Source organism: Bradyrhizobium sp. JHI2711 (genome assembly GCF_056156565.1).
The window spans coordinates 1-17714 of sequence record NZ_JBPZPT010000005.1; the positions used below are offsets into that span (position 1 = coordinate 1).

The 17714-nt window shown below is 64.6% G+C and carries 16 protein-coding genes and 1 pseudogene; 2 read left to right on the top strand and 15 right to left on the bottom strand.

Annotated features, from left to right (window positions below; translation table 11 throughout):
* A pseudogene (locus tag ACTEK7_RS30655) lies at positions 1-651 on the top strand (M10 family metallopeptidase C-terminal domain-containing protein); the annotation flags it as partial.
* Positions 652-770: 119 nt separating this feature from the next.
* On the opposite strand, the gene ACTEK7_RS30660 reads toward ACTEK7_RS30655, so the two are convergent.
* From ACTEK7_RS30660 to ACTEK7_RS30710, 11 genes are all read right to left on the bottom strand, one after another.
* The gene (locus ACTEK7_RS30660) at positions 771-1733 is read right to left on the bottom strand and encodes a UDP-glucuronic acid decarboxylase family protein (RefSeq protein ID WP_036007439.1); all 963 of its coding nucleotides are present in this window, start codon (positions 1731-1733) and stop codon (positions 771-773) included.
* A gap of 155 nt (positions 1734-1888) precedes the next feature.
* A complete protein-coding gene (locus tag ACTEK7_RS30665) occupies positions 1889-2638 on the bottom strand; it encodes a glycosyltransferase family 2 protein (protein WP_036007432.1) in 750 nt (249 codons plus the stop codon).
* 11 nt (positions 2639-2649) lie between these two features.
* The gene (locus ACTEK7_RS30670; RefSeq protein WP_225148250.1) at positions 2650-4053 is read right to left on the bottom strand and encodes a capsular polysaccharide export protein, LipB/KpsS family; all 1404 of its coding nucleotides are present in this window, start codon (positions 4051-4053) and stop codon (positions 2650-2652) included.
* Between the two features lie 4 nt (positions 4054-4057).
* Positions 4058-5446 carry a surface carbohydrate biosynthesis protein gene (locus ACTEK7_RS30675; protein WP_225111919.1) on the bottom strand — a complete coding sequence of 463 codons (1389 nt, stop codon included), beginning with the start codon at positions 5444-5446 and terminating at the stop codon, positions 4058-4060.
* 23 nt (positions 5447-5469) lie between these two features.
* Positions 5470-6402, bottom strand: coding sequence for a hypothetical protein (locus ACTEK7_RS30680; protein ID WP_225148251.1), 933 nt, complete (start codon positions 6400-6402; stop codon positions 5470-5472).
* A complete protein-coding gene (locus ACTEK7_RS30685; protein WP_057028697.1) occupies positions 6399-7289 on the bottom strand; it encodes a class I SAM-dependent methyltransferase in 891 nt (296 codons plus the stop codon). Before ACTEK7_RS30685 ends, ACTEK7_RS30680 begins: the two co-directional genes overlap by 4 nt.
* A complete protein-coding gene (locus tag ACTEK7_RS30690; RefSeq protein ID WP_225148252.1) occupies positions 7290-8813 on the bottom strand; it encodes an MATE family efflux transporter in 1524 nt (507 codons plus the stop codon).
* Between the two features lie 10 nt (positions 8814-8823).
* Entirely contained in the window at positions 8824-9645 is an 822-nt protein-coding gene (locus tag ACTEK7_RS30695) for an SDR family oxidoreductase (RefSeq protein WP_225148253.1), read from the bottom strand.
* A 13-nt stretch (positions 9646-9658) separates the two neighbouring features.
* Positions 9659-10360 carry an acylneuraminate cytidylyltransferase family protein gene (locus tag ACTEK7_RS30700; RefSeq protein WP_225148254.1) on the bottom strand — a complete coding sequence of 234 codons (702 nt, stop codon included), beginning with the start codon at positions 10358-10360 and terminating at the stop codon, positions 9659-9661.
* Positions 10357-11265, bottom strand: a complete 909-nt coding sequence (locus ACTEK7_RS30705; protein WP_225148255.1) for a Gfo/Idh/MocA family protein — start codon at positions 11263-11265, stop codon at positions 10357-10359. Before ACTEK7_RS30705 ends, ACTEK7_RS30700 begins: the two co-directional genes overlap by 4 nt.
* Positions 11262-12311 carry a nucleotidyltransferase family protein gene (locus ACTEK7_RS30710; protein WP_036007417.1) on the bottom strand — a complete coding sequence of 350 codons (1050 nt, stop codon included), beginning with the start codon at positions 12309-12311 and terminating at the stop codon, positions 11262-11264. Before ACTEK7_RS30710 ends, ACTEK7_RS30705 begins: the two co-directional genes overlap by 4 nt.
* A gap of 198 nt (positions 12312-12509) precedes the next feature.
* Here ACTEK7_RS30710 and ACTEK7_RS30715 point away from each other — a divergent pair, with 198 nt between their 5' ends.
* Positions 12510-13121, top strand: a complete 612-nt coding sequence (locus ACTEK7_RS30715; RefSeq protein ID WP_036029839.1) for an acetyltransferase — start codon at positions 12510-12512, stop codon at positions 13119-13121.
* Here ACTEK7_RS30715 and neuB read toward each other — a convergent pair.
* From neuB to ACTEK7_RS30735, 4 genes are read right to left on the bottom strand one after another with little or no spacing between them, the layout of a single operon-like run.
* Positions 13118-14188: an N-acetylneuraminate synthase gene (gene neuB / locus ACTEK7_RS30720; RefSeq protein WP_036007413.1), complete on the bottom strand. Its 1071-nt coding sequence runs from the start codon at positions 14186-14188 to the stop codon at positions 13118-13120. The genes ACTEK7_RS30715 and neuB overlap by 4 nt on opposite strands.
* Positions 14185-15363: a UDP-N-acetylglucosamine 2-epimerase gene (gene neuC / locus ACTEK7_RS30725; RefSeq protein ID WP_225148256.1), complete on the bottom strand. Its 1179-nt coding sequence runs from the start codon at positions 15361-15363 to the stop codon at positions 14185-14187. The genes neuB and neuC overlap by 4 nt, the downstream gene beginning before the upstream one ends.
* Positions 15356-16582 (bottom strand): LegC family aminotransferase, encoded by a 1227-nt coding sequence (locus ACTEK7_RS30730; RefSeq protein WP_057028702.1) that lies wholly within the window; start codon positions 16580-16582, stop codon positions 15356-15358. Before ACTEK7_RS30730 ends, neuC begins: the two co-directional genes overlap by 8 nt.
* Positions 16575-17594: an NAD-dependent 4,6-dehydratase LegB gene (locus tag ACTEK7_RS30735; RefSeq protein ID WP_225148257.1), complete on the bottom strand. Its 1020-nt coding sequence runs from the start codon at positions 17592-17594 to the stop codon at positions 16575-16577. Before ACTEK7_RS30735 ends, ACTEK7_RS30730 begins: the two co-directional genes overlap by 8 nt.
* Positions 17595-17714 lie beyond the last annotated feature (120 nt).

Genomic DNA, 17714 nt, shown 5'->3' on the forward strand with positions numbered 1-17714 from the left:
ACCCTGAAAGCACTGGAGCCGACGCTGCAGCAGGATCTCAATGGCGACGGCACGATCGGAGTGCCGATTGCCAGCCCCGTCACGATCGAGGCGTTGGGATCGACCAGCGTGGTGGTGTCCGGCGGCAATTACTATCTGACCAACATCTCGACCGGCGTCGGCCCAACGCTGAAATACCAAGGCAATGTGGTGGACACGGCCAATTACACGACGTGGTCCGTCATTGCTGCCGAGCAGGTGTCCAGTGGCGGCTACGACGTGGTCTGGAAGAATTCGGCGAACGCCCATTATTCCGTCTGGAGCACGGACGCGAACGGCAACTTCCTGACCACCCTTGCCGCGGCTCCGGAAGTGCTCGGGTCCGATCCGTCTCTGAAAGCGTTGGAGCCGACGCTCCAGCAGGACCTCAACGGCGACGGCACGGTGGGCGCTGCGCCGACATCCGGCGATGGTTTCGCGTTCGATTTCACCCAAAGCGGGGCGTCGCTGACTGCTCCATCCGAGCCGCCGGACTTTATCCCGGCACCAGCCGATCCGTGGACCGCGTCGGATCAGTGGACTCCACCGGCGGACAGTCACGGCACGGCTGCAATCGACATTCTGGCCGACTTTCTCCAGGCCCGTCACGATTTCGATTTCCAGCTGACCTGAAGGCGATGTCGTTTCCGCGAGGCTTCTCCGGCAAACATCTCTGTCTTGATTCGCCGATGTCCCATCCTGGCGACTAAATTGCAGCTATCCGCAGTGACGGGAATGGCCCGCGAGCGGGATCAGGCGATTTCGAGCGAGTGCTTGAAGTAAGCGATCGTCTCCTTCAGCCCGTCTTCGAGCGCAACCTTCGGCTCCCAGTTCAGCACGGCCTTCGCCTTGGCGAGGTCGGGCTGGCGCTGACGCGGGTCGTCCTGCGGCAGCGGCTTGAACTCGAGCTTGGAGCGCGAGCCGGTGAGCTCGATGACCTTTTCGGCAAGCTCGCGAATCGTGAACTCGGAATTGTTGCCGAGATTGATCGGGCCGGTGACGTCTTCCCCAGTCACCATCAACCGCATGATGGCCTCGACGAGATCGTCGACATAGCAGAACGAGCGGGTCTGGCCGCCGTCGCCGAACACGCTGATCGGCTCGCCCTTCAGCGCCTGGACGATGAAGGACGAGACCACGCGACCGTCATTTGGCTGCATGCGCGGGCCGTAGGTGTTGAAGATGCGCGCGACCTTGATCGGCAGGCTGTGCTGGCGCCAGTAGTCGAAGAACAGCGTTTCGGCGCAGCGCTTGCCCTCGTCGTAGCAGGAACGGATGCCGATCGGGTTGACGTTGCCCCAGTAATCCTCGGTCTGCGGGTGGATCAGCGGATCGCCATAGACCTCGCTGGTCGAAGCCTGGAAGATGCGCGCCTTGAGGCGCTTGGCGAGTCCCAGCATGTTGATGGCGCCGTGCACCGATGTCTTGGTGGTCTGCACGGGATCGCGCTGGTAGTGGATCGGTGAGGCCGGACAGGCCAGGTTGAAGATCGCATCGACCTCGATGTAGAGCGGGAAGGTGACGTCGTGCCGGACCGCCTCGAACAGCGGATTTGCGATCAGATGGGCGATGTTGCGTCGGCTGCCGGTGAAATAATTGTCCGCGGACACCACCTCGGCGCCGGCATCCAGCAGCCGCTCGCAGAGGTGCGAACCGATGAACCCGGCGCCCCCGGTCACGAGGATGCGGCTGTTCCTGTAGTTTTCAAACGGCATGATCGGTTCCAGATTGTCCGCGGGGAGCAGGCTGAGTGGTATCGGCAACGGCCGGACTCGCCAATAGCCAAATGGGTTTGGATGGAGGTGTTAAAGTACCCCTACTGTGCATGGGGTTGTTTTGGCACTTTTTTCAGTTGGATCCCGCCATACGTCTAGAACTCCCGCCGCTTCAGCCAGGCCCGCGCCCCCCAATGGGCAAAGCACCAGGCCGACCGGGGCAAGGAGAGCTGCTCGACATTGCGATAGATCTGCCAGACCCATTTGGCCGAGCGCAGCGGGCGACTGGAGACCGAGGAGCCTCTGACCCGGTAACGGGCCAGATCCTCGTTGAGGCCGTGTGCGGTATGGCCGCGCTTGAGGATCGAGAGCCACAGGCAGAAATCGTCGTAGCCCTCGTTCTTCATAGCGACGGGACCTGCGATCTCGCGGTCGACCATCGCGGTCAGCGTCGCGATCGCAGTGTTCTTCAGGAGCTGCCCATAGGCGAGCGAGGCCGGCACCTCGATCAGCCGGCCAGTCACCGTGTTGGTGTCGTTGATGCGGCGAAAGGCGGTGTAGCTGAGTGCGGCCTGCTTTGCCTTTGCGAAGGCGAGCTGCCGCTCGAGCTTCTCGGGCAGCCACAGATCGTCGCTGTCGAGGAAGGCGAGATAGCGGCCCTTCGCCTGGTCGATCGCGGCCTGTCGCGCCAGCGCCGGGCCGCCATTCTTCGCCTGCCGGATCAGCTTGACGCGCGGATCGCGCTCGCCGATGCCGGCGATGATCTGCGGGGTCTTGTCCGTCGAGCAGTCGTCGGCGATCAAGAGCTCCCAATCTGTGAATGTCTGGCTCTGCACCGAGCGGATCGTCTCCTCGATCAGGCCTTCGACGTTCCAGGATGGAGTGATGATCGAAACGAGCGGCATGACGGGTCCGTTCAGTTCGCGCGGTCAGGCGCGGCGATTGCGGTACGCAAGGAGGCCGCAAAGGTGTCGAGCAGCTTGGTGTCGCTGACATAGAGCTCGCCCGGATAAGACCGTCGCCAGGCCGACTCGAAATAGGGCGCGCCCTTGGCGGGATCGAACGGCCCGGCGGCGAGCGCCGCGCGCAACCGTGCGGGTACGTCGGCCAGACGATCGACCGCATAGACCAGCGGACAGGAGCGGTAGAATGCGTCGCCCATCACCACCACCGGCTTGCCGAGCAGCAGCGCTTCGGCGCCCGACTTGCTGTTGACGGAGACGACGGCAGCGGCGCGATCGAGCACCGTGTAATTGTTGGTCTGCGGCGGCAACAGCACGAAATTGTCGAACCGGTGCGCGAGCTCGAACAGGCGGGCGGCCGAGATTGCCCCGATCTGGGCAGGATGCTCCTTCACCACCAGCACATGCGAATCCGGGATCGTGCGCAGCAGGAAGTCGACGGTCGCGACCTGGTCGAGATAGTCCGGCGAGCGAAGCGTCAGCGCCATATCTGCCGGAACGTGGAACGGATAGTAGACGAAGGGCGTTTGGCGAAGCGGCTGGTAGAGCTTGCGCAACCGCGTCGCGTTAAGCGCCATCGCGGCATGCACCTGAGCGTGACGCAGATTGTGCCCGAATTCCTGGTGCTTGCCGAGCGCGAACTGGTCCCAGAGCTTTTCGACGAGACGATTGGCGTTGCGCAAATTGACGACCTTCTTGAAGGCCGCCGAATAATGATGCTGGTCCTTCTTGGGAATGACGATCGCGCGCTGCGTCAGCGTGTCGTCGAGATATGCGCGGACCTCTGATGAAACCGTGTCCGCCGGCGTCGGCATCACGTCGGGCGCGCCGAGCGTGTCGGGCGTGAAATACATGCGGCCGCGAAAGAACGACGGCTCGATGAACCAGTTGCGGATGTTGCGGCGCCTTGCGGCGTAGAAGCTCGCGATCACCGAGAGAAAGCCGCCGAGCTCCTGCACCAGCTCCGCGTGCTTGCCTTGCCGCTCCAGCCGGTCGAGCACCGTCTCCATCGCGTTGGCGTAGATCATGAAGCGGCGGCGCAAGGCGGCGCTATCGCGGATCCCGAAGGTGAAGCGCTCATGGCTGAACAGGAAGTTCGTTCCGTCCAACCCGTAAGATGCGACGCGCGTATCGAAGGCGCCGCGATCGTCGGGCGACGGGCCGGCCTTGAGGCCTTCGCGATACATGTTTGTGACCGGCACGCCCTCGGCTACCGACATCTCGGCACTGCGATCGTCGAAGGCAAGCAGCTCCACGTCATGGCCTGCCGCGCGCAAGCGTTGCGCCACCGGAATCCAGAACCGCGTCTGGTATTCGGCAAGCGTGGTGATGAGAATGGTCTTCGCAGATGCTGTCATGGCTCTATTGGGCGTGTTCGATCGCAATGCTCGCGAGCGGCAAGCCCGTCATCGCGCAATGTGCGCGCCTTGCCGTATATTGCGACGGGCTCGCCTGATCGTGCGCGGCAATGCGCTGAAGCAGGGGCTGGACGATGGACGGTGCGATCCGCTTGTCGCGACGGGCCGGATTGAATTGGCTGCGAAGCCGCTCGGTGACGGCCGAGCCGAGCGCGGCGCTGGCGGCGCCCTTGATGATCTGGCCGATGCTCGGCTTGTCGCGCGTGCCCTTCATGGTGGCAAGCAGCGATACGTAGGGCCGGCGCGCGTTCAGCGCGCGCGTCAGGACGTCGGCGACGCGTTCGGCGGCTTGCCCGTCGTTCAGGTGAAAGAATGCCTCGATATCGGCGGCGTGAACGCGGGCGAAATCGAAGGCCTCGGTCTCGCGCTCGATATGGTCGATGGCGCTAAGCAGCTCGTCGAACGAGGCGACCGGCCGGCTCACGCGTGCGGGCAGCGCGGCATGGCCGGCGGTCGTTGGCGTGTTCAGGTATTCGAGCTGGAGCGGGAGCTTGCCGAGCAGGACCGATTCCACGGCCGTTCCACAATTGAGATGAATGACGGCGGCCGCATTGCGGATGCGGTCGAGCACGCTGCCGGTGCCGTCGATCAGGACGTTGGCGTGGCGCGAGAGCGCGCTGCGGTAGACGTCTTCGCTCTCGAAGGGGTGCGGTCGCACGAGAATGTTGCGGTCGGGGCGCGCTGCGGCAAGCCGGTCGATCTCGCCGAGATAGCTCGCGAAGACCTGCTTCAGGTCCGCGATGAAGCGATCGACATAGGTGCCGTCCCAGCCGGCCCGCACCATCGCTTCGCGCTCGCCGCCCGGCCTGCCGGTGAAGCGTGAATTGACCAGCGGAAAGTTGGCGTTGACGAGCAGGTAGCCGCGCGGCTCGCCGTCGAGCAGCGTGCGCCAGCGTGGGGCTGCAAAGTCGAAGCGCGGGCATCCGGTGAGGTGAAGCTGCTCCGGCTTCATCGTTTCGGCGGCGAGAAAGGCGTCGTGCAGCCGGCTGCCCCAGAAGAAATAGCCCGTCAGGATGTCCGCGTAGCCGCTGCCCTTGATGTGGGCCGCCATAGCCGGTGGCGAATTGCCGCCTTTCTCCGCGAGCACGCCGCCCTCGGTATCGAGCACGTAAAGCGCGAGGCCCGCCTTGGCGAAGCTGCGCATCAGGTCGAGATTGACGGCACGCGCGTAGTTGACGACCAGTGCGTCCAGCCCGAGCCGTGGGACATCGACGGCCTGCTCGTACATCGGCACCAGCACGACCGAGACCCCGCGTCGCGCGAGTTGATAACCGAGCATGACCGCCCCCGGCAAGTCACGCTTGGGGTGATCGACCACCAGGCCTATGCGCAAGATGTGACTCCCGGCCGGCCGCGTCAGAGCCGCATTACTGCGCGCTCGAGCTCCGTCAGCGCGCCGGCCGCTCGGAAGCGCGGCGGCGGCTCGGGGAAGATGCGCGGCTGTTGGATGTAGGTTGCCGTGTAGAGGAGGCGGTTGTGATCCGACTGAATTCGGCTTCCCATGTGCAGGCAGCGGGCCGTGTTCACAATGAAGGAAGACAGGCGCGTCGCGATCATTTCCTTGACCGCGTCAGGACCGGTCTTGGCGAACACCTGTGCGTCGCTCATGTGGCTCTTCAGCGTGTTGCGGAAAGGCCTCGACGGGCCGGCCGGGATGAACGTGAACGGACCGTCGGCCGTGTCCCTTACATCGGTGAGATAGATGAAGAGCTTGCACACGCGCTTGTCGTCGTGATCCAGATGCCACAGCTGAGAGTAACTCAGTGCTTGGTTCGGAGTGGGTTGCGACAGCGTCAGCAATACGTCCGACAATTGTGGCAGATCGTGCATGAAGTCGCCGATGATGCGCAGTGCAGCCGGTTGTAGGGCGTAGCGCACGAAAGGATGGTCGGTCGCGAATGCGCCGTTGACGAGGTCTTCGTCCAGCAGACTGACCCAGAAGGACTTATGCCCGAGCTGCTGCTTGCCGGTAAGGTCGTTCAGCCGGCTCACCTTGGCCTCGCCCACCGCAGCGACCGCTTCAGCGAGGCTGCGGTCCACGAGCTCGGACACGTCGACATACCCGTCCGCCGCCAGCTTGCGGCTCGCCTCGGACCATTCGGGCTTCGAGGGAAGCCGATTGAGGAGCTCGATGCGTTTGGCGCGCGCTGGCAACTGCAAGGTGGTCAGAGCTGCCTTTATCGCCCATCCAAGATCAGTGCGATTGACATGCCACAGGAGGCGACGGAATTGGCTGACCTTTGGCTTGCTCGGGGCGGGCCGATCAGTCGTCGTGTCGATGGCTGTCATGTGGGCTCCCAGCAATACAAAAAACCATCATTGTGGATCGTCGGCGCGAACGGCATTCGTTCGCGCGCCAGGACGCGGAGGCGGCCCTGCCGCTCGTAATCGTCGAGCGTCGAGAACAGCTGCGTCTGGTAGTCGACCGAACGGATGTAGAGGAAGCTGACGATATCTCGGGGGCTCGAGAGATTCAGTAGCTCCGTCGTCGGCTCGATGTTGATGACGCGCTTTGGCCTCGCAGCAATGATGTTGTCCACCACCTTGCGCACGTCATAAGGGATTTGCTCGATGCAGAAGTACGTGAAGACGACCTGATCCTTGATGGCGGGATAGTTCGGGTCGTTGCTGTCGGTCAGGTCGATTTTGTCGAGCGATATCCGGTCCGAAAGGCCAAAATGTGCTGCGATCTCCCGGCCCGCAGCAATGCCGTTCGGCGCGATGTCGAACCCGCGGAGCCTCCAGTCGGGATGACTGAGGTGAAGCGACAGCAGATTGATGCCGCAGCCCGCGCCGAGTTCGATGACCTCCGTGGCGCCACCAGTATGCCGTGCCAGCAGGTCGGCGAGGGCTCTGGCGCGATAGCGATAGTAGTCGTCAGCCGCGGTCCTGCAAATCTGATTGTCCACCTTGCGAAGACCCAGCGCGGGGTTCTTCTGTATCAGGAACTCGTCGACGTTGGCAGCCTTGGTCCATTTCTTTTCTGACAGCATCCGCTGCCAATGCGTCAGATTATACTCGGAATCGACGATGTCGGCCGTGCGCTTCACGCGGCGCAAGGCAAGACGGCCAATGCTCCTTGCTGCGTCGATAGCATAGCTCATGGCCTTGTCCGACAAAGACGCCGGAGCGAACCCTGGAGTGACCGCTTTCGTATCTGTCGCGTGGATGTTCATTCAACTGCTTTTGGATGTCAGTCCCATCAATTGCCCGACGGCGGGAAATACACTCCGGTGCCGCTTCTCCAGCACCAGGAAGTATTGGAGCACCCAGGTCACCAGACAGAAAACCATGGAACCGAGCGCGAGCTTTAGCACGCTGTCGAACCGAATGTAACCTGCAATTGTTGCTAGAAAAACGCTTGCCAGGAGGAGGATTGCGAACTGGGTTCCGATCATCTTCGCGAACTGATTGCGATCGAGCTCGAGTGCACTGCGCAACTCTCTCAACTGCAAGGGAAGCACGGCGATACTGCCGATGACCTGGCCAAGTATCAGGGCGCGTTCCGCGAACAAATGCAGTGTCGCGGCGGAGATCGCCGCCCAGATCAGAAGCTGAACGGCCACCAGCCGATTGAGCTTGGCCTGCACCTCGGGCCGCGTCAGGAAGATCAGGCTGCCGGTTGCCACATATTGCGCGCAGATCGGAACCAGGAAGCTGAGGCCCATCCAGAACGCGTAGGGCGCAAGAAGCGGGCCGATCCAGACCTCCATGATTTGAGGCGAAAGGATAGCGGTGCTGGCGAGCGGCGGTACGACGAACATCGGCATCATGACGACGCCGAGGTCGCCGAGGCGCTGGAACGACGCGGCGCTGCCGCGCTCGTCGAGCCGACTGGCAACCGGAAGCAGAGCGGAAGTCAGGAGACTGACCACAACCTTGGAGAGCCGCGACAATCGTACCAGCGCGTCGTAGGTGCCGACGGCCCTGGGGCCGAACAGCAATCCGATCAGGAACGGTTGAAACGGTCCGGAAATGCCGCCCATCAGCTTGCCTTGCAGCAGCAGCAGGCAACGATGCAGAATGTCCTTTCGGATGTCCCGGGTCCAGGGCAGCAATCGCACGTGCTTGTGCCGCAGGGCGACGAAGGCGGCAATACCGATGACGACGGCGCGGGCCACCAGGGTGGCGAGATAGATGTAGGCGACCACCTCGAAGCCTGCCGCCGCCCACGATGCTGCGAATGTCAGGCCGACATAGGCCGCCGTCGACGTGACCTCGGCGGCGCGGAGCAGGTTGTAGCGCTCGAAGCCTTTGACAATGCCTTCCCACACCAGCGCCGGAACGAAGATCAGATTCGCGAGGGCCGTGTAATGCATGATGCGGGCGAACGTATCGAGGTGTGCGGCGTCAACTTTCATCGCGATGACGAACAGCGGCGTCGCGAGCCAGATCGCGGCGCTGAGGATCAAGGCAAGAGCGATGGAGGCCGCGCCCAGGAAGGCGATCTGGCGGCTGGCCTGGGTCCAGTTACGGTGCTCGCGCGCGCGCGCGACGACCTGGGTGGCGACTTCGGACAGGCCGAGGTCCAGCACCGCCATCATGCCGCTGGGAAGCAGAAGCCGCGAAATGACGATGAGACCGAACTCTGTCACGCCCCAGGTTCCGATGATCAGCGGAATGACTGCGAGGCCCAGCAAGGCGGCCACGCCGAAGGCAAACGCCGAAATCACCGTGTTCTGGATCAGGCGCTTGATCATTGGTGTTTCGTTACCAGGCGCTCAATCCGCCATCGACGGCGATGTTCTGCCCCGTCACGTAGGAGGCCGCGTCGGACACCAGGAACAGCATGGTCCCCACCATCTCATCCGCCCGCGCCATGCGGCCAAGCGGGACGCGAGCACCGTAGCGCGCCTTGAAGGTCTCGTTCTGGCCGCTCTCCACCCCGCCCGGGGTCAGCGTGTTGACCCGAACACCCTTCGCCGCCCAATAAGTCGCAAGGTGCTTGGTCAGGCCGATGACCCCGGCTTTGGACGCCGTATAGACGGCCGGCGTGTTGATGGCGCGGCCGAGATATTCGGAGCCCTCGTAGATGCGCTGGTCGGGCGCCATCAGGCCGTAGATCGAGGCGGTCTGCACGATGGCGCCGTAGCCGCGCTCCGCCATCCGGCCGCCGAACACTTGCGCGACGGTGAACATGCCGTCGAGATTGACCGACATGATCTCGCGCCAGGTATCCTGCGAGAACGCCTCGACCGGAGCGAAGAAGGCGTCCACATCGCGGGTCTTGCTGGCGGCGTTGTTGAGCAGGATCGAGACCGCGCCAAGGTCGGATTCGATCGCATCGGCCGTCTTGCGCACCGCATCGGGATTGGTGATGTCGCAACCGTAGCCCCTGGCCCGGACGGCATGGCGTGAGGCGACCTCGGCCGCCGCGGCGTCGGTCGCGGCCTGATCGAGATCCACGATCGCGACATTGGCGCCGAACTCGGCAAGCCCCTCGGCAAATCGACGTCCGAGAATGCCGCAGCCGCCGGTGACGACGGCCGTACGCCCGGTCAGATCGAACAGAGCCTTGAAGCTCGTGGTCATCGCTTGCGCCTCCTCAGGCCGGCACTCGTTGGCGGAGCAACAGTTCCACCAGCGCAAAATCGAGATCCGAATCGATGTCGATCGAACGCTCTTCCGGCATCTCGAACAGGCGCGTATCCGGATAGAACACCGCGGGGTGCTCCAGGAACGGTGCGACGCGCCAGACATAGATCGACGCGTTCATGTCGAAGCAGCGCGGGGCATCCTGCCGTCGGGTGATCGGCGGATTGGCGGATTTCGAGAGGCCGACGCTGCCGTCGGTGCGCTGCTCGACGAGGTTGAAATACGGCGAGCGCCGCGCCGGCGCACCGGTGATGACATTGCGCGCGCCGCTCTCGCGCAGCAACGCCACTGCACCGGTGATGTCCGAGGCCAGCCTGAGCGGGGAAGTGACGTCGAGATCGACGAAAATTTCCGGCGTCCGACCCATTTGCGCTATGGCCTGCTCGAGGCAGTGCCGGATCGCCGGCAGCTTCGGCGCGGTGTCGGTCGCCATCTCGTCGGGGCGTTTGACCGCGATATCGGCGCCGGCCTTCACCGCCGCATCGAGCAAGGCGTCCGAATCGCTGCTGAAGGCGATCGCGTCGAACAGGCCGGTCTCGCGCGCCTGCTCGATGCTCCACGCGAGCACGGGCCTACCCAGGAGATCGCGCGCGTTCTTGCCGACGACACCTTTCGAGCCGCCTCGCGCGCAGATGGTACAGACAAGGCTCATGGCGACACCCAGGTCTTGCTGCGCAACGCGCGCTCGCTGGCGTCGATCAGATGCATGACGCCGAGGGCCTCCGGCAGGGAGCAGGCCGGACTGGCGCCTTGCATCGCGGCGACATGCATGTCGCGGTAGGTCTGGTCGCGCTCGCTGGGAATCTCCCTTGCCTTGCCGTTGACGGCGAGGCGGCCGCCGACGAGATCGGCCTCGATGGTGTCGTCCTCGACATTGACGCGAATGCGGCGGACGCCCTGACGGTCGAGATAGTCCATGTGGACGTGGACGGACGGCGCCCGCTGCATATCGAGCAGCAGGTCAAGGTGGTCGTCGACGTCGATGTCGCGCGCACCGGAGGCGCCGCCAAGCGCAGCGACGCGATGCCATGGCCCGAACAGCCAGAGCAGATAGTCCAGCTCGTGGCTGAGATCCCGCAGCACGCCGCCCCCGGCATCAGCCGTGGCGGAGGCGGTTGTGCGGTGATCGCGGTCCGGTCGCCAGTCCCTGATGTCCTGGCCGACATAGGCGCCGACCGTGATCACGTCGCGTCCGCGCAGCATGTCCGCCAGCGCCGTCATCACTGGGTCAAAGCGCAGATTGTATCCGACGCTGACATGGGCAAACGGATATTTCGGGGCCGGTGCCGGCGTTGCGAAAAGCGGCTTTTCGACGAGGACATTGCCACGGAAGCCGGTTTGCGCCAGCTCTTGCAGATTGTCCGCATGGCGCGCCGTCTCGGTGGCAATCACCACGTAGTCCGGATGCGCCGCCGCAACGGCCTGCGCGATCGAACCGTAGTCGCCACCTTCGCGCCGGCTGACCGTTGCGACCCGAAGGCCGAGCTCGCGCAGGACGCGCGCATGCCTTGTGCCGATCGAGCCGAGGCCAACCACGACGGCTGTTGTCGAGATCACGGGAAGACCTCGTGAAACTCCGCATGCGCCTGCTCGAAATCCTCCAGCCGGCCGATGTCGAGCCAGTACTCGCGAATTGGATAGACCGCGACGCGTCCCTTGTCGGCGATCACGCGCTCGAGCACGGTCGGCATATCGATGCTGACGCCCCGCGTGACGTGGCGGAAGACCGACCTGCCGATCACATAGATGCCCGCACTGACGAACCAGCTCTCGGTCGGCTTCTCGCGAATGGTCTGGAGAAATCCGTCCGTGGTGGACACCACCCCATAGGGGACGTGCACCTTGTGCTCGCGGACAGCCATCGTCGCTTCTGCCGGCGCTCCGTTGTGGAAGTCGAGAAGCGCTCCGTAGTTGATCGTGGTGAGGATGTCGCCGTTGGTGACGATCATCGGCAGATCCGGCGGTGTTGCAAACAGCCCGAGCGCACCGGCAGTGCCGAGGCGCTCGGTCTCGTGCACGTACTGGATGTTGGCGCCAAAGGCGACGCCATCGGCAAAGTAATCCTTGATCGTCTGGGCCTTGTAGTTCACCGAAATGAAGATGTTGCCGAAGCCTTGCTGGACGACGTTGCGGACGATCGTCTCGAGCAGCGGGCGGCCGCCGACATTGAGCATCGGCTTCGGAACGTCGCGCGTCAGCGCACCCAGGCGCTCGCCGAGGCCGCCGGCCATGATCAGCACCGGATTCTGATACTGGCGCGGCTCGAGCAGCTCATCGAGCGTCTCGACCACGACGAGATGGCCGCCCTCGTCGACGAGCGGGAGCTGCTTGATCGACCTCTGCCGCATCAAATGCAGGCGATCCTCACGGGGCAAGGTCGCAGGGGCCGACACCGGCGTCCGGTTCATGATGTCGGTCGCAAGCCCGGTGAGGGCGATGCCGCGCAGCAGTCCGCGTCTGACGTCGCCGTCGGTGACCACGCCGAGCAGCCGGTTCTGGTCGTCGAGCACCAGCGCAATCTGGATGCTTCCGCTCTCGATCGCGGCAATGGCCTCGCCCACACTGGCCTGGGTACCGACGATGGCCTTGCGCCAGGATTTCATGGCAATTCTGCCTCGTACACGCCGGATTTGTGGGCAGCCCACGGCTGAGCCTGCTATATCGCGGCTGCGAGAGGCGGCGTCAACCCCGTCAGGGGACCCGGGCTTGTCCTTGTTAATTCAAGCGTTTTCAGGCGCAATCGGTCGGTTTGAAGCGCCCGGGCCCGGCCGCTAAGATCGGTGCAGCTCAGGGGAATCGCGATGGACGATCTGATCATCATCGGCGGCGGCGAACATGCCTTCATGGTCTACGAGGCAGCGCTTCTGTCGGGCCAGTTCAACGTCATCGGTTTCCTCGATCGCCAGCCGGGAACGTTGGGCGATGCGCGCTATCTCGGAACCGATGATGTTGCGCCGAACTATCCCGATGCCGCCTTCGTGGTCGGGGTCGGAACGATGCAGGCGGGGCCCGCGCGCCGGCAGATGATCGGCCGGCTGCAGCTGACGCGCTGGGCGTCGGTGATCCATCCGCGCGCGTTCGTCTCGCCGTCGGCAACGATCGGTCTGGGCTGCGTCATCATGCCGGGCGCGATCGTCAATGCGCGAAGCATGATCGGCCATCACTGCATCATCAATTCGGGCGCGGTCGTCGAGCACGACGTGCGCATTGGACACTACACCCATCTCTCGCCGGGAACGGTGGTCGGCGGTGGCGCCGAGATCGGCGACAATTGCTTCGTCGGGCTCGGCAGCCGTGTCCGCGATCACATTTCCATCGGCAACGATACGCTGGTCGCGATGGGCTCTGTCGTCACCGGCTCATGGCCGTCCGGCTCGGTGCTGCGCGGGGTTCCTGCCAAGCCTCGCCGCTAGACCGGATCATCCGGCTCGAGCGCCCGCGGTGCCGCGGTCCCGATCAGGGACCAGTACTCGATCGGCGACCGCCCCGTGCCCGGCCGCTTGGCGGTGATGTCGGCCGGGCCGATGATCTCGCCGGCCTTCAGTGCGCGTGCCGCCACGATGCTCTTGCGCGCGACCGGCACATTGCCGACCTCGGACTCCCTCGGTGCCTTAACGCCGTCGCCGAGCGCGGCCTCAACATTGCGGATGGCGCCGACCATCCGCTTGAAATCATCAGGTTCGAGCGAGGCCGCGTGGTCGGGACCGGGCGCGCTGCGATCCAGCGTCAGGTGCTTCTCGATGACCGCCGCGCCGAGCGCGACCGCGGCGACCGAAACCTCGAAACCGTCAGTGTGATCGGAATAGCCGACCGGAAGCTGGAACGCCGACCGCATCGTCGCCATCGCAGCGAGGTTCACATCGGCGATGGGGCAGGGATATTCGGTCGTGCAATGGAGCAGGCTGACGTGCCGCGCCAGCGCGGCGCGCGCTGCCGGATCGCGCCACGCCGCGCGGAAAGATGCGAGGCCCGCAGCATCGTTGCGCTGCGCGTAGCCGTGCGCCAATACGCCGAGGGCTTCCTCGATCTCGCTGAGCGTCGCCATGCCGGTCGAGAGGATCAGCGTCGCACCGGCCCTCGCTGCAGCGTGCAGCAGCGGGGCATTGGTGAGATCGCCCGATCCGATCTTGATGCGCGGCAGTTCGAGCGACAGCAGAAAGGCGAGTGAAGCGTCGTCGAAGGGTGTCGACAGGAACTCGATACCGCGCTCCTCGGCGCGCGCGATCAGTGTGTGATGTGCAGCCTGCGGCAGCTCGAGACGTTCCAGCATGGCGAGCTGGCTCTCGGCGGCGTCCGTCGTGCGCTGCTGGTAGCCGGCCTTCTTCGCCGCTCCGCCCGCCAGCGCCTTTGCATTGAAGGTCTGGAACTTGACGATGTCGGCACCGGCATCGGCCGCAGCATCGACGAGGGCCAGTGCCTTGTCCAGGCTGCCGTCGTGATTGACGCCGGCCTCCGCGATGATCAGCGTGTGTCTCGTCATGGCCGCGCTCCGTTTGCGGGAGCTTCGTAGAAGCCCTTCTTCAGGAGCTGGCCGAAATCCGGGATGGCCGCGATGATGTCGGCAAAGCGCCGGCTGGAATCGCCGTCGCCATAGGGATTGACGGTGTCCTTGCGGCCCCGCTCAAGCGCTTGCGAGATCGCCGCGGCGATCGCGCCGCGCTCGGGCGTGGCGTGAAATACCGAGTCGGCGCGCTCGCGCCCCTTCTGACGGTCGCCGATATCCACCGTCGGAACACCGAATGACGGCGCTTCGAGGATGCCGCTCGACGAATTGCCGATCACGACGTCCACCTGGCTCATCAGGCTGAGATAGCGGAGCTGCCCGAGCGACGCGACCGCGATCGTGTTCGGCCGGCCGGCCGCGAAGGCCTTGGTCCGGTCGTTCAGCGCGCGCCCTTCGGCATCGGCATTGGCGAGCGTGAAGATGAGGCGAAAGCCGGGATCGAGCCTCGACAGCGCCGCGAACAGCTCATCCAGCTCGGCCGCCGAGCGTCCGGCCTCGACCGTCACCGGATGGAACGTCACGAGCGCATTGCGCTCGCCGAGCGGCATCCCGATCGCGTTGCCGATGTCGTCGCGGTTCATCAGATCGAGATGCTTGATGGCGTCGATGCCGACCGAGCCGATGGTGTGGACACGGGTTGGGTGCTCGCCAAGCTGCATCAAGCGCCGCGTCGAGTCCTGATTGCTGGTGAAATGCAGATGCGACATCTTGCTGATGGCGTGGCGGACGGATTCGTCGACCGCGCCTTCGGTGACGTCGCCGCCGAACAGATGCGCCATCGGCAGCCGCATGAACATCGCGGCCTGGGCGGCCGCAAACATCTCGAAGCGGTCGCCGAGCACGACGACGAGATCCGGTTGCAGCCGCGTGAACGCGTCGGCAAAGCCGATCACGCCGAGCCCGACCGATTTTGCAACGCCCGCGCCGGTGTCGCTGGCAAGCAGCGTCTCGACGCGCTCGTCGACCTCGAAGCCCTCGTCGCGGATGGCGTTGAAGGTGTAGCCGAACTCGGGCGCGAGATGCATACCGGTGGCGATGAGCTGGAGCCTCAAGCCTGACGTCTCGCGGATCGCGCGCATCGGCCAGACCAGCAGCCCGAAATCGGCCCGGCTGCCGGTGACGAAGCAGATCTTTCGCGTGCCGCTATTCATCGCGGGCTCTGATGCTGGCGCTGCTCGGCAGGTTGATCAGGCGGCGCTCGATCGACTCGGCGGTGGCGAGATCGCCGCGCGGGCTGTCCGAGAACATCGGCAGGCGGTGCATCAGGGTCCAGGCCGGTCGCGCGCCGAAGCCGGCTTCGTTCAGCGCCGTCAGCAGGTCGTCCCGCCGTCCGGCATGGGCCTCGTCGAGCAGGATCGCGTTCAGCCAGTAATTGCTCGTGGTGCCCTCGGGCTCGCGCGAGAAGCTCACGCCAGGAACGTCCGCAAAGACGCGCTCATAGGCCGCAGCCAGCCGGCGCTTGCTTGCCAGGAAACCGTCGAGCTGCTCGAGCTGGGCGCAGCCGAGCGCGGCATTCAGGTTGGGCAGGCGGTAGTTGAAGCCGATCTCGTCGTGCACGAAGGCCCATTTGTGCGGCAGCTTCGCGGTGGTGGTGAGATGCTTGGCGCGGCGTCCGAGCTCCTCGTCGTTGGTGAGGATGGCGCCGCCGCCGCCTGTGGTGACGATCTTGTTGCCGTTGAAACTCAGCGCCGCGAGCCGCGCCTGCGATCCGACGGCGTGACCCTTGTAGGTCGAGCCCAAGGATTCCGCGGCGTCCTCCACCAGTGCGATGCCCCAGTCGCGGGCGATCGCGGCGATCTCGTCGAGCTCGACGGGATGCCCGAACGTGTGCATCGGCGAGATCGCAGCTATGCGGTGCCCGGTCTCGCGATTGACCGCGCCCTTTGGCGTTCGCTCGGCAATCCTCTCGAGCCGCGCGGCGAGGGCGCGCGGGTCCATGCCGAGCGTGGCGAAGGAGCTGTCGACGAAATGCGGCACCGCCCCGCAATAGGCGATCGCGTTCGTGGTCGCGATGAAGGTCAGCGCCGGCGAGATGACCTCGTCGCCAGGCTCGACGCCGGCGAGGCGGAAGCAGGCGTGCAATGCCGCCGTGCCGTTGACGACGGCGACCGCGCGTTTGGCGCCCGTCACCTCCTCCAGCATCCGCTCGAAGCGGTCGACGAACGGGCCGACCGAGGAGACGAAAGTGCTCTTGATGCATTCTTCGAGATAGGCGACCTCGTTGCCGGCAAACACCGGCTCGTGCAGGCCGAGGATGCCGTTGGGCGTGCCTGCGGCGCGCCGGACGGCATCGACCACGGCCTTCGGATCGAAGGTGCGCGTAGAGAGGTCGGATCTGGTCGCGGCCGTTCCCACAATTGCCTCAGACATTGTAGACGTCCGCCTTGTAGCGGCCGAGATTTACGGGATTGGTGAACCAGTTCACCGTCTTCACGATGCCCTGGCGCATGCCTTCGATCCCACCGAATTCCGGGGCCCAGCCGAGCTGCTGGCGCGCCTTGGAATTGTCGGCCCAGAGGCGCTCGACCTCGCTATTGGCGGGGCGCAGCCGCGCCTCGTCGGTCTCGATCTCGATCGTGGTCCCCATCACGTCGGCGATCATCTGCGCGGTGGCGCCGACCGAGATCTCGAAGCCGCTGCCGAGATTGATGGTCTGGCCGACGGTCTGCTCGGCCGGAGCGGTGAGTCCTGCGATCAGGCCGCGCGCGGTGTCGGTGACGAAGGAGAAGTCACGGGTCGGGCTGACGGCGCCGAGACGGATCCTGCGCTTGCCGGTCGCGATCTGGCTGATGATGGTAGGGATCACCGCGCGCGCCGATTGCCGCGGTCCATAGGTGTTGAACGGCCTGATCACCACGACCGGCAGGTCGAACGAGGCGTGGAACGATAGCGCCATCTGATCGGAGGCGATCTTCGAGGCCGAGTAGGGCGACTGGCCGACCAGCGGATGGCCCTCCTTGATCGGAACGGTCTGCGCCGTGCCATAGACCTCGCTGGTCGAGGTCTGCACGAAGCGCCGCACGCCGGCCATGCGCGCGGCCTGGAGCACGTTCACGGTGCCGCGCACATTGGTCTCGACATAGGAATCGGGCGCGACATAGGAGAAGGGAATCGCGATCAGCGCCGCCAGGTGCAGCACGTCGGTGCAGCCGCTTGCGGCTGCGATCATGAAATGCGGATCGCGGATGTCGCCGGCGACCACCTCCACGCACTTCATGATGTCGGCAGGAACGGTGTCCAGCCAGCCCCACGAGTTGAAGGAGTTGTAATAGACGATCGCCTTGACGCAGGCCCCGGCTTTCACCAGCTCCTCGACGACATGCGAACCGATGAAGCCATCGCTGCCGGTAACGAGGACGCGGGCGTCCCTCAGATCTGCCATGCCGGACCCCAAAAGGCGATTAAGCCAGTCTTCGCAACAAGATGGCGCTATAGCATACTGGCGGTCGCGCGCAACATAGCAGCGGTGCGAAAGCTGACAAATGCCCGGGAATGCAGCAGT

Bases quoted from the DNA above. Each gene is read 5' to 3' on its own strand.
- ACTEK7_RS30660 (WP_036007439.1), bottom strand. From the start codon at position 1,733: ATGCCGTTTGAAAACTACAGGAACAGCCGCATCCTCGTGACCGGGGGC.
- ACTEK7_RS30665 (WP_036007432.1), bottom strand. From the start codon at position 2,638: ATGCCGCTCGTTTCGATCATCACTCCATCCTGGAACGTCGAAGGCCTG.
- ACTEK7_RS30670 (WP_225148250.1), bottom strand. From the start codon at position 4,053: ATGACAGCATCTGCGAAGACCATTCTCATCACCACGCTTGCCGAATAC.
- ACTEK7_RS30680 (WP_225148251.1), bottom strand. From the start codon at position 6,402: ATGACAGCCATCGACACGACGACTGATCGGCCCGCCCCGAGCAAGCCA.
- ACTEK7_RS30685 (WP_057028697.1), bottom strand. From the start codon at position 7,289: ATGAACATCCACGCGACAGATACGAAAGCGGTCACTCCAGGGTTCGCT.
- ACTEK7_RS30690 (WP_225148252.1), bottom strand. From the start codon at position 8,813: ATGATCAAGCGCCTGATCCAGAACACGGTGATTTCGGCGTTTGCCTTC.
- ACTEK7_RS30695 (WP_225148253.1), bottom strand. From the start codon at position 9,645: ATGACCACGAGCTTCAAGGCTCTGTTCGATCTGACCGGGCGTACGGCC.
- ACTEK7_RS30700 (WP_225148254.1), bottom strand. From the start codon at position 10,360: ATGAGCCTTGTCTGTACCATCTGCGCGCGAGGCGGCTCGAAAGGTGTC.
- ACTEK7_RS30710 (WP_036007417.1), bottom strand. From the start codon at position 12,311: ATGAAATCCTGGCGCAAGGCCATCGTCGGTACCCAGGCCAGTGTGGGC.
- ACTEK7_RS30715 (WP_036029839.1), top strand. From the start codon at position 12,510: ATGGACGATCTGATCATCATCGGCGGCGGCGAACATGCCTTCATGGTC.
- neuB (WP_036007413.1), bottom strand. From the start codon at position 14,188: ATGACGAGACACACGCTGATCATCGCGGAGGCCGGCGTCAATCACGAC.
- neuC (WP_225148256.1), bottom strand. From the start codon at position 15,363: ATGAATAGCGGCACGCGAAAGATCTGCTTCGTCACCGGCAGCCGGGCC.
- ACTEK7_RS30730 (WP_057028702.1), bottom strand. From the start codon at position 16,582: ATGTCTGAGGCAATTGTGGGAACGGCCGCGACCAGATCCGACCTCTCT.
- ACTEK7_RS30735 (WP_225148257.1), bottom strand. From the start codon at position 17,594: ATGGCAGATCTGAGGGACGCCCGCGTCCTCGTTACCGGCAGCGATGGC.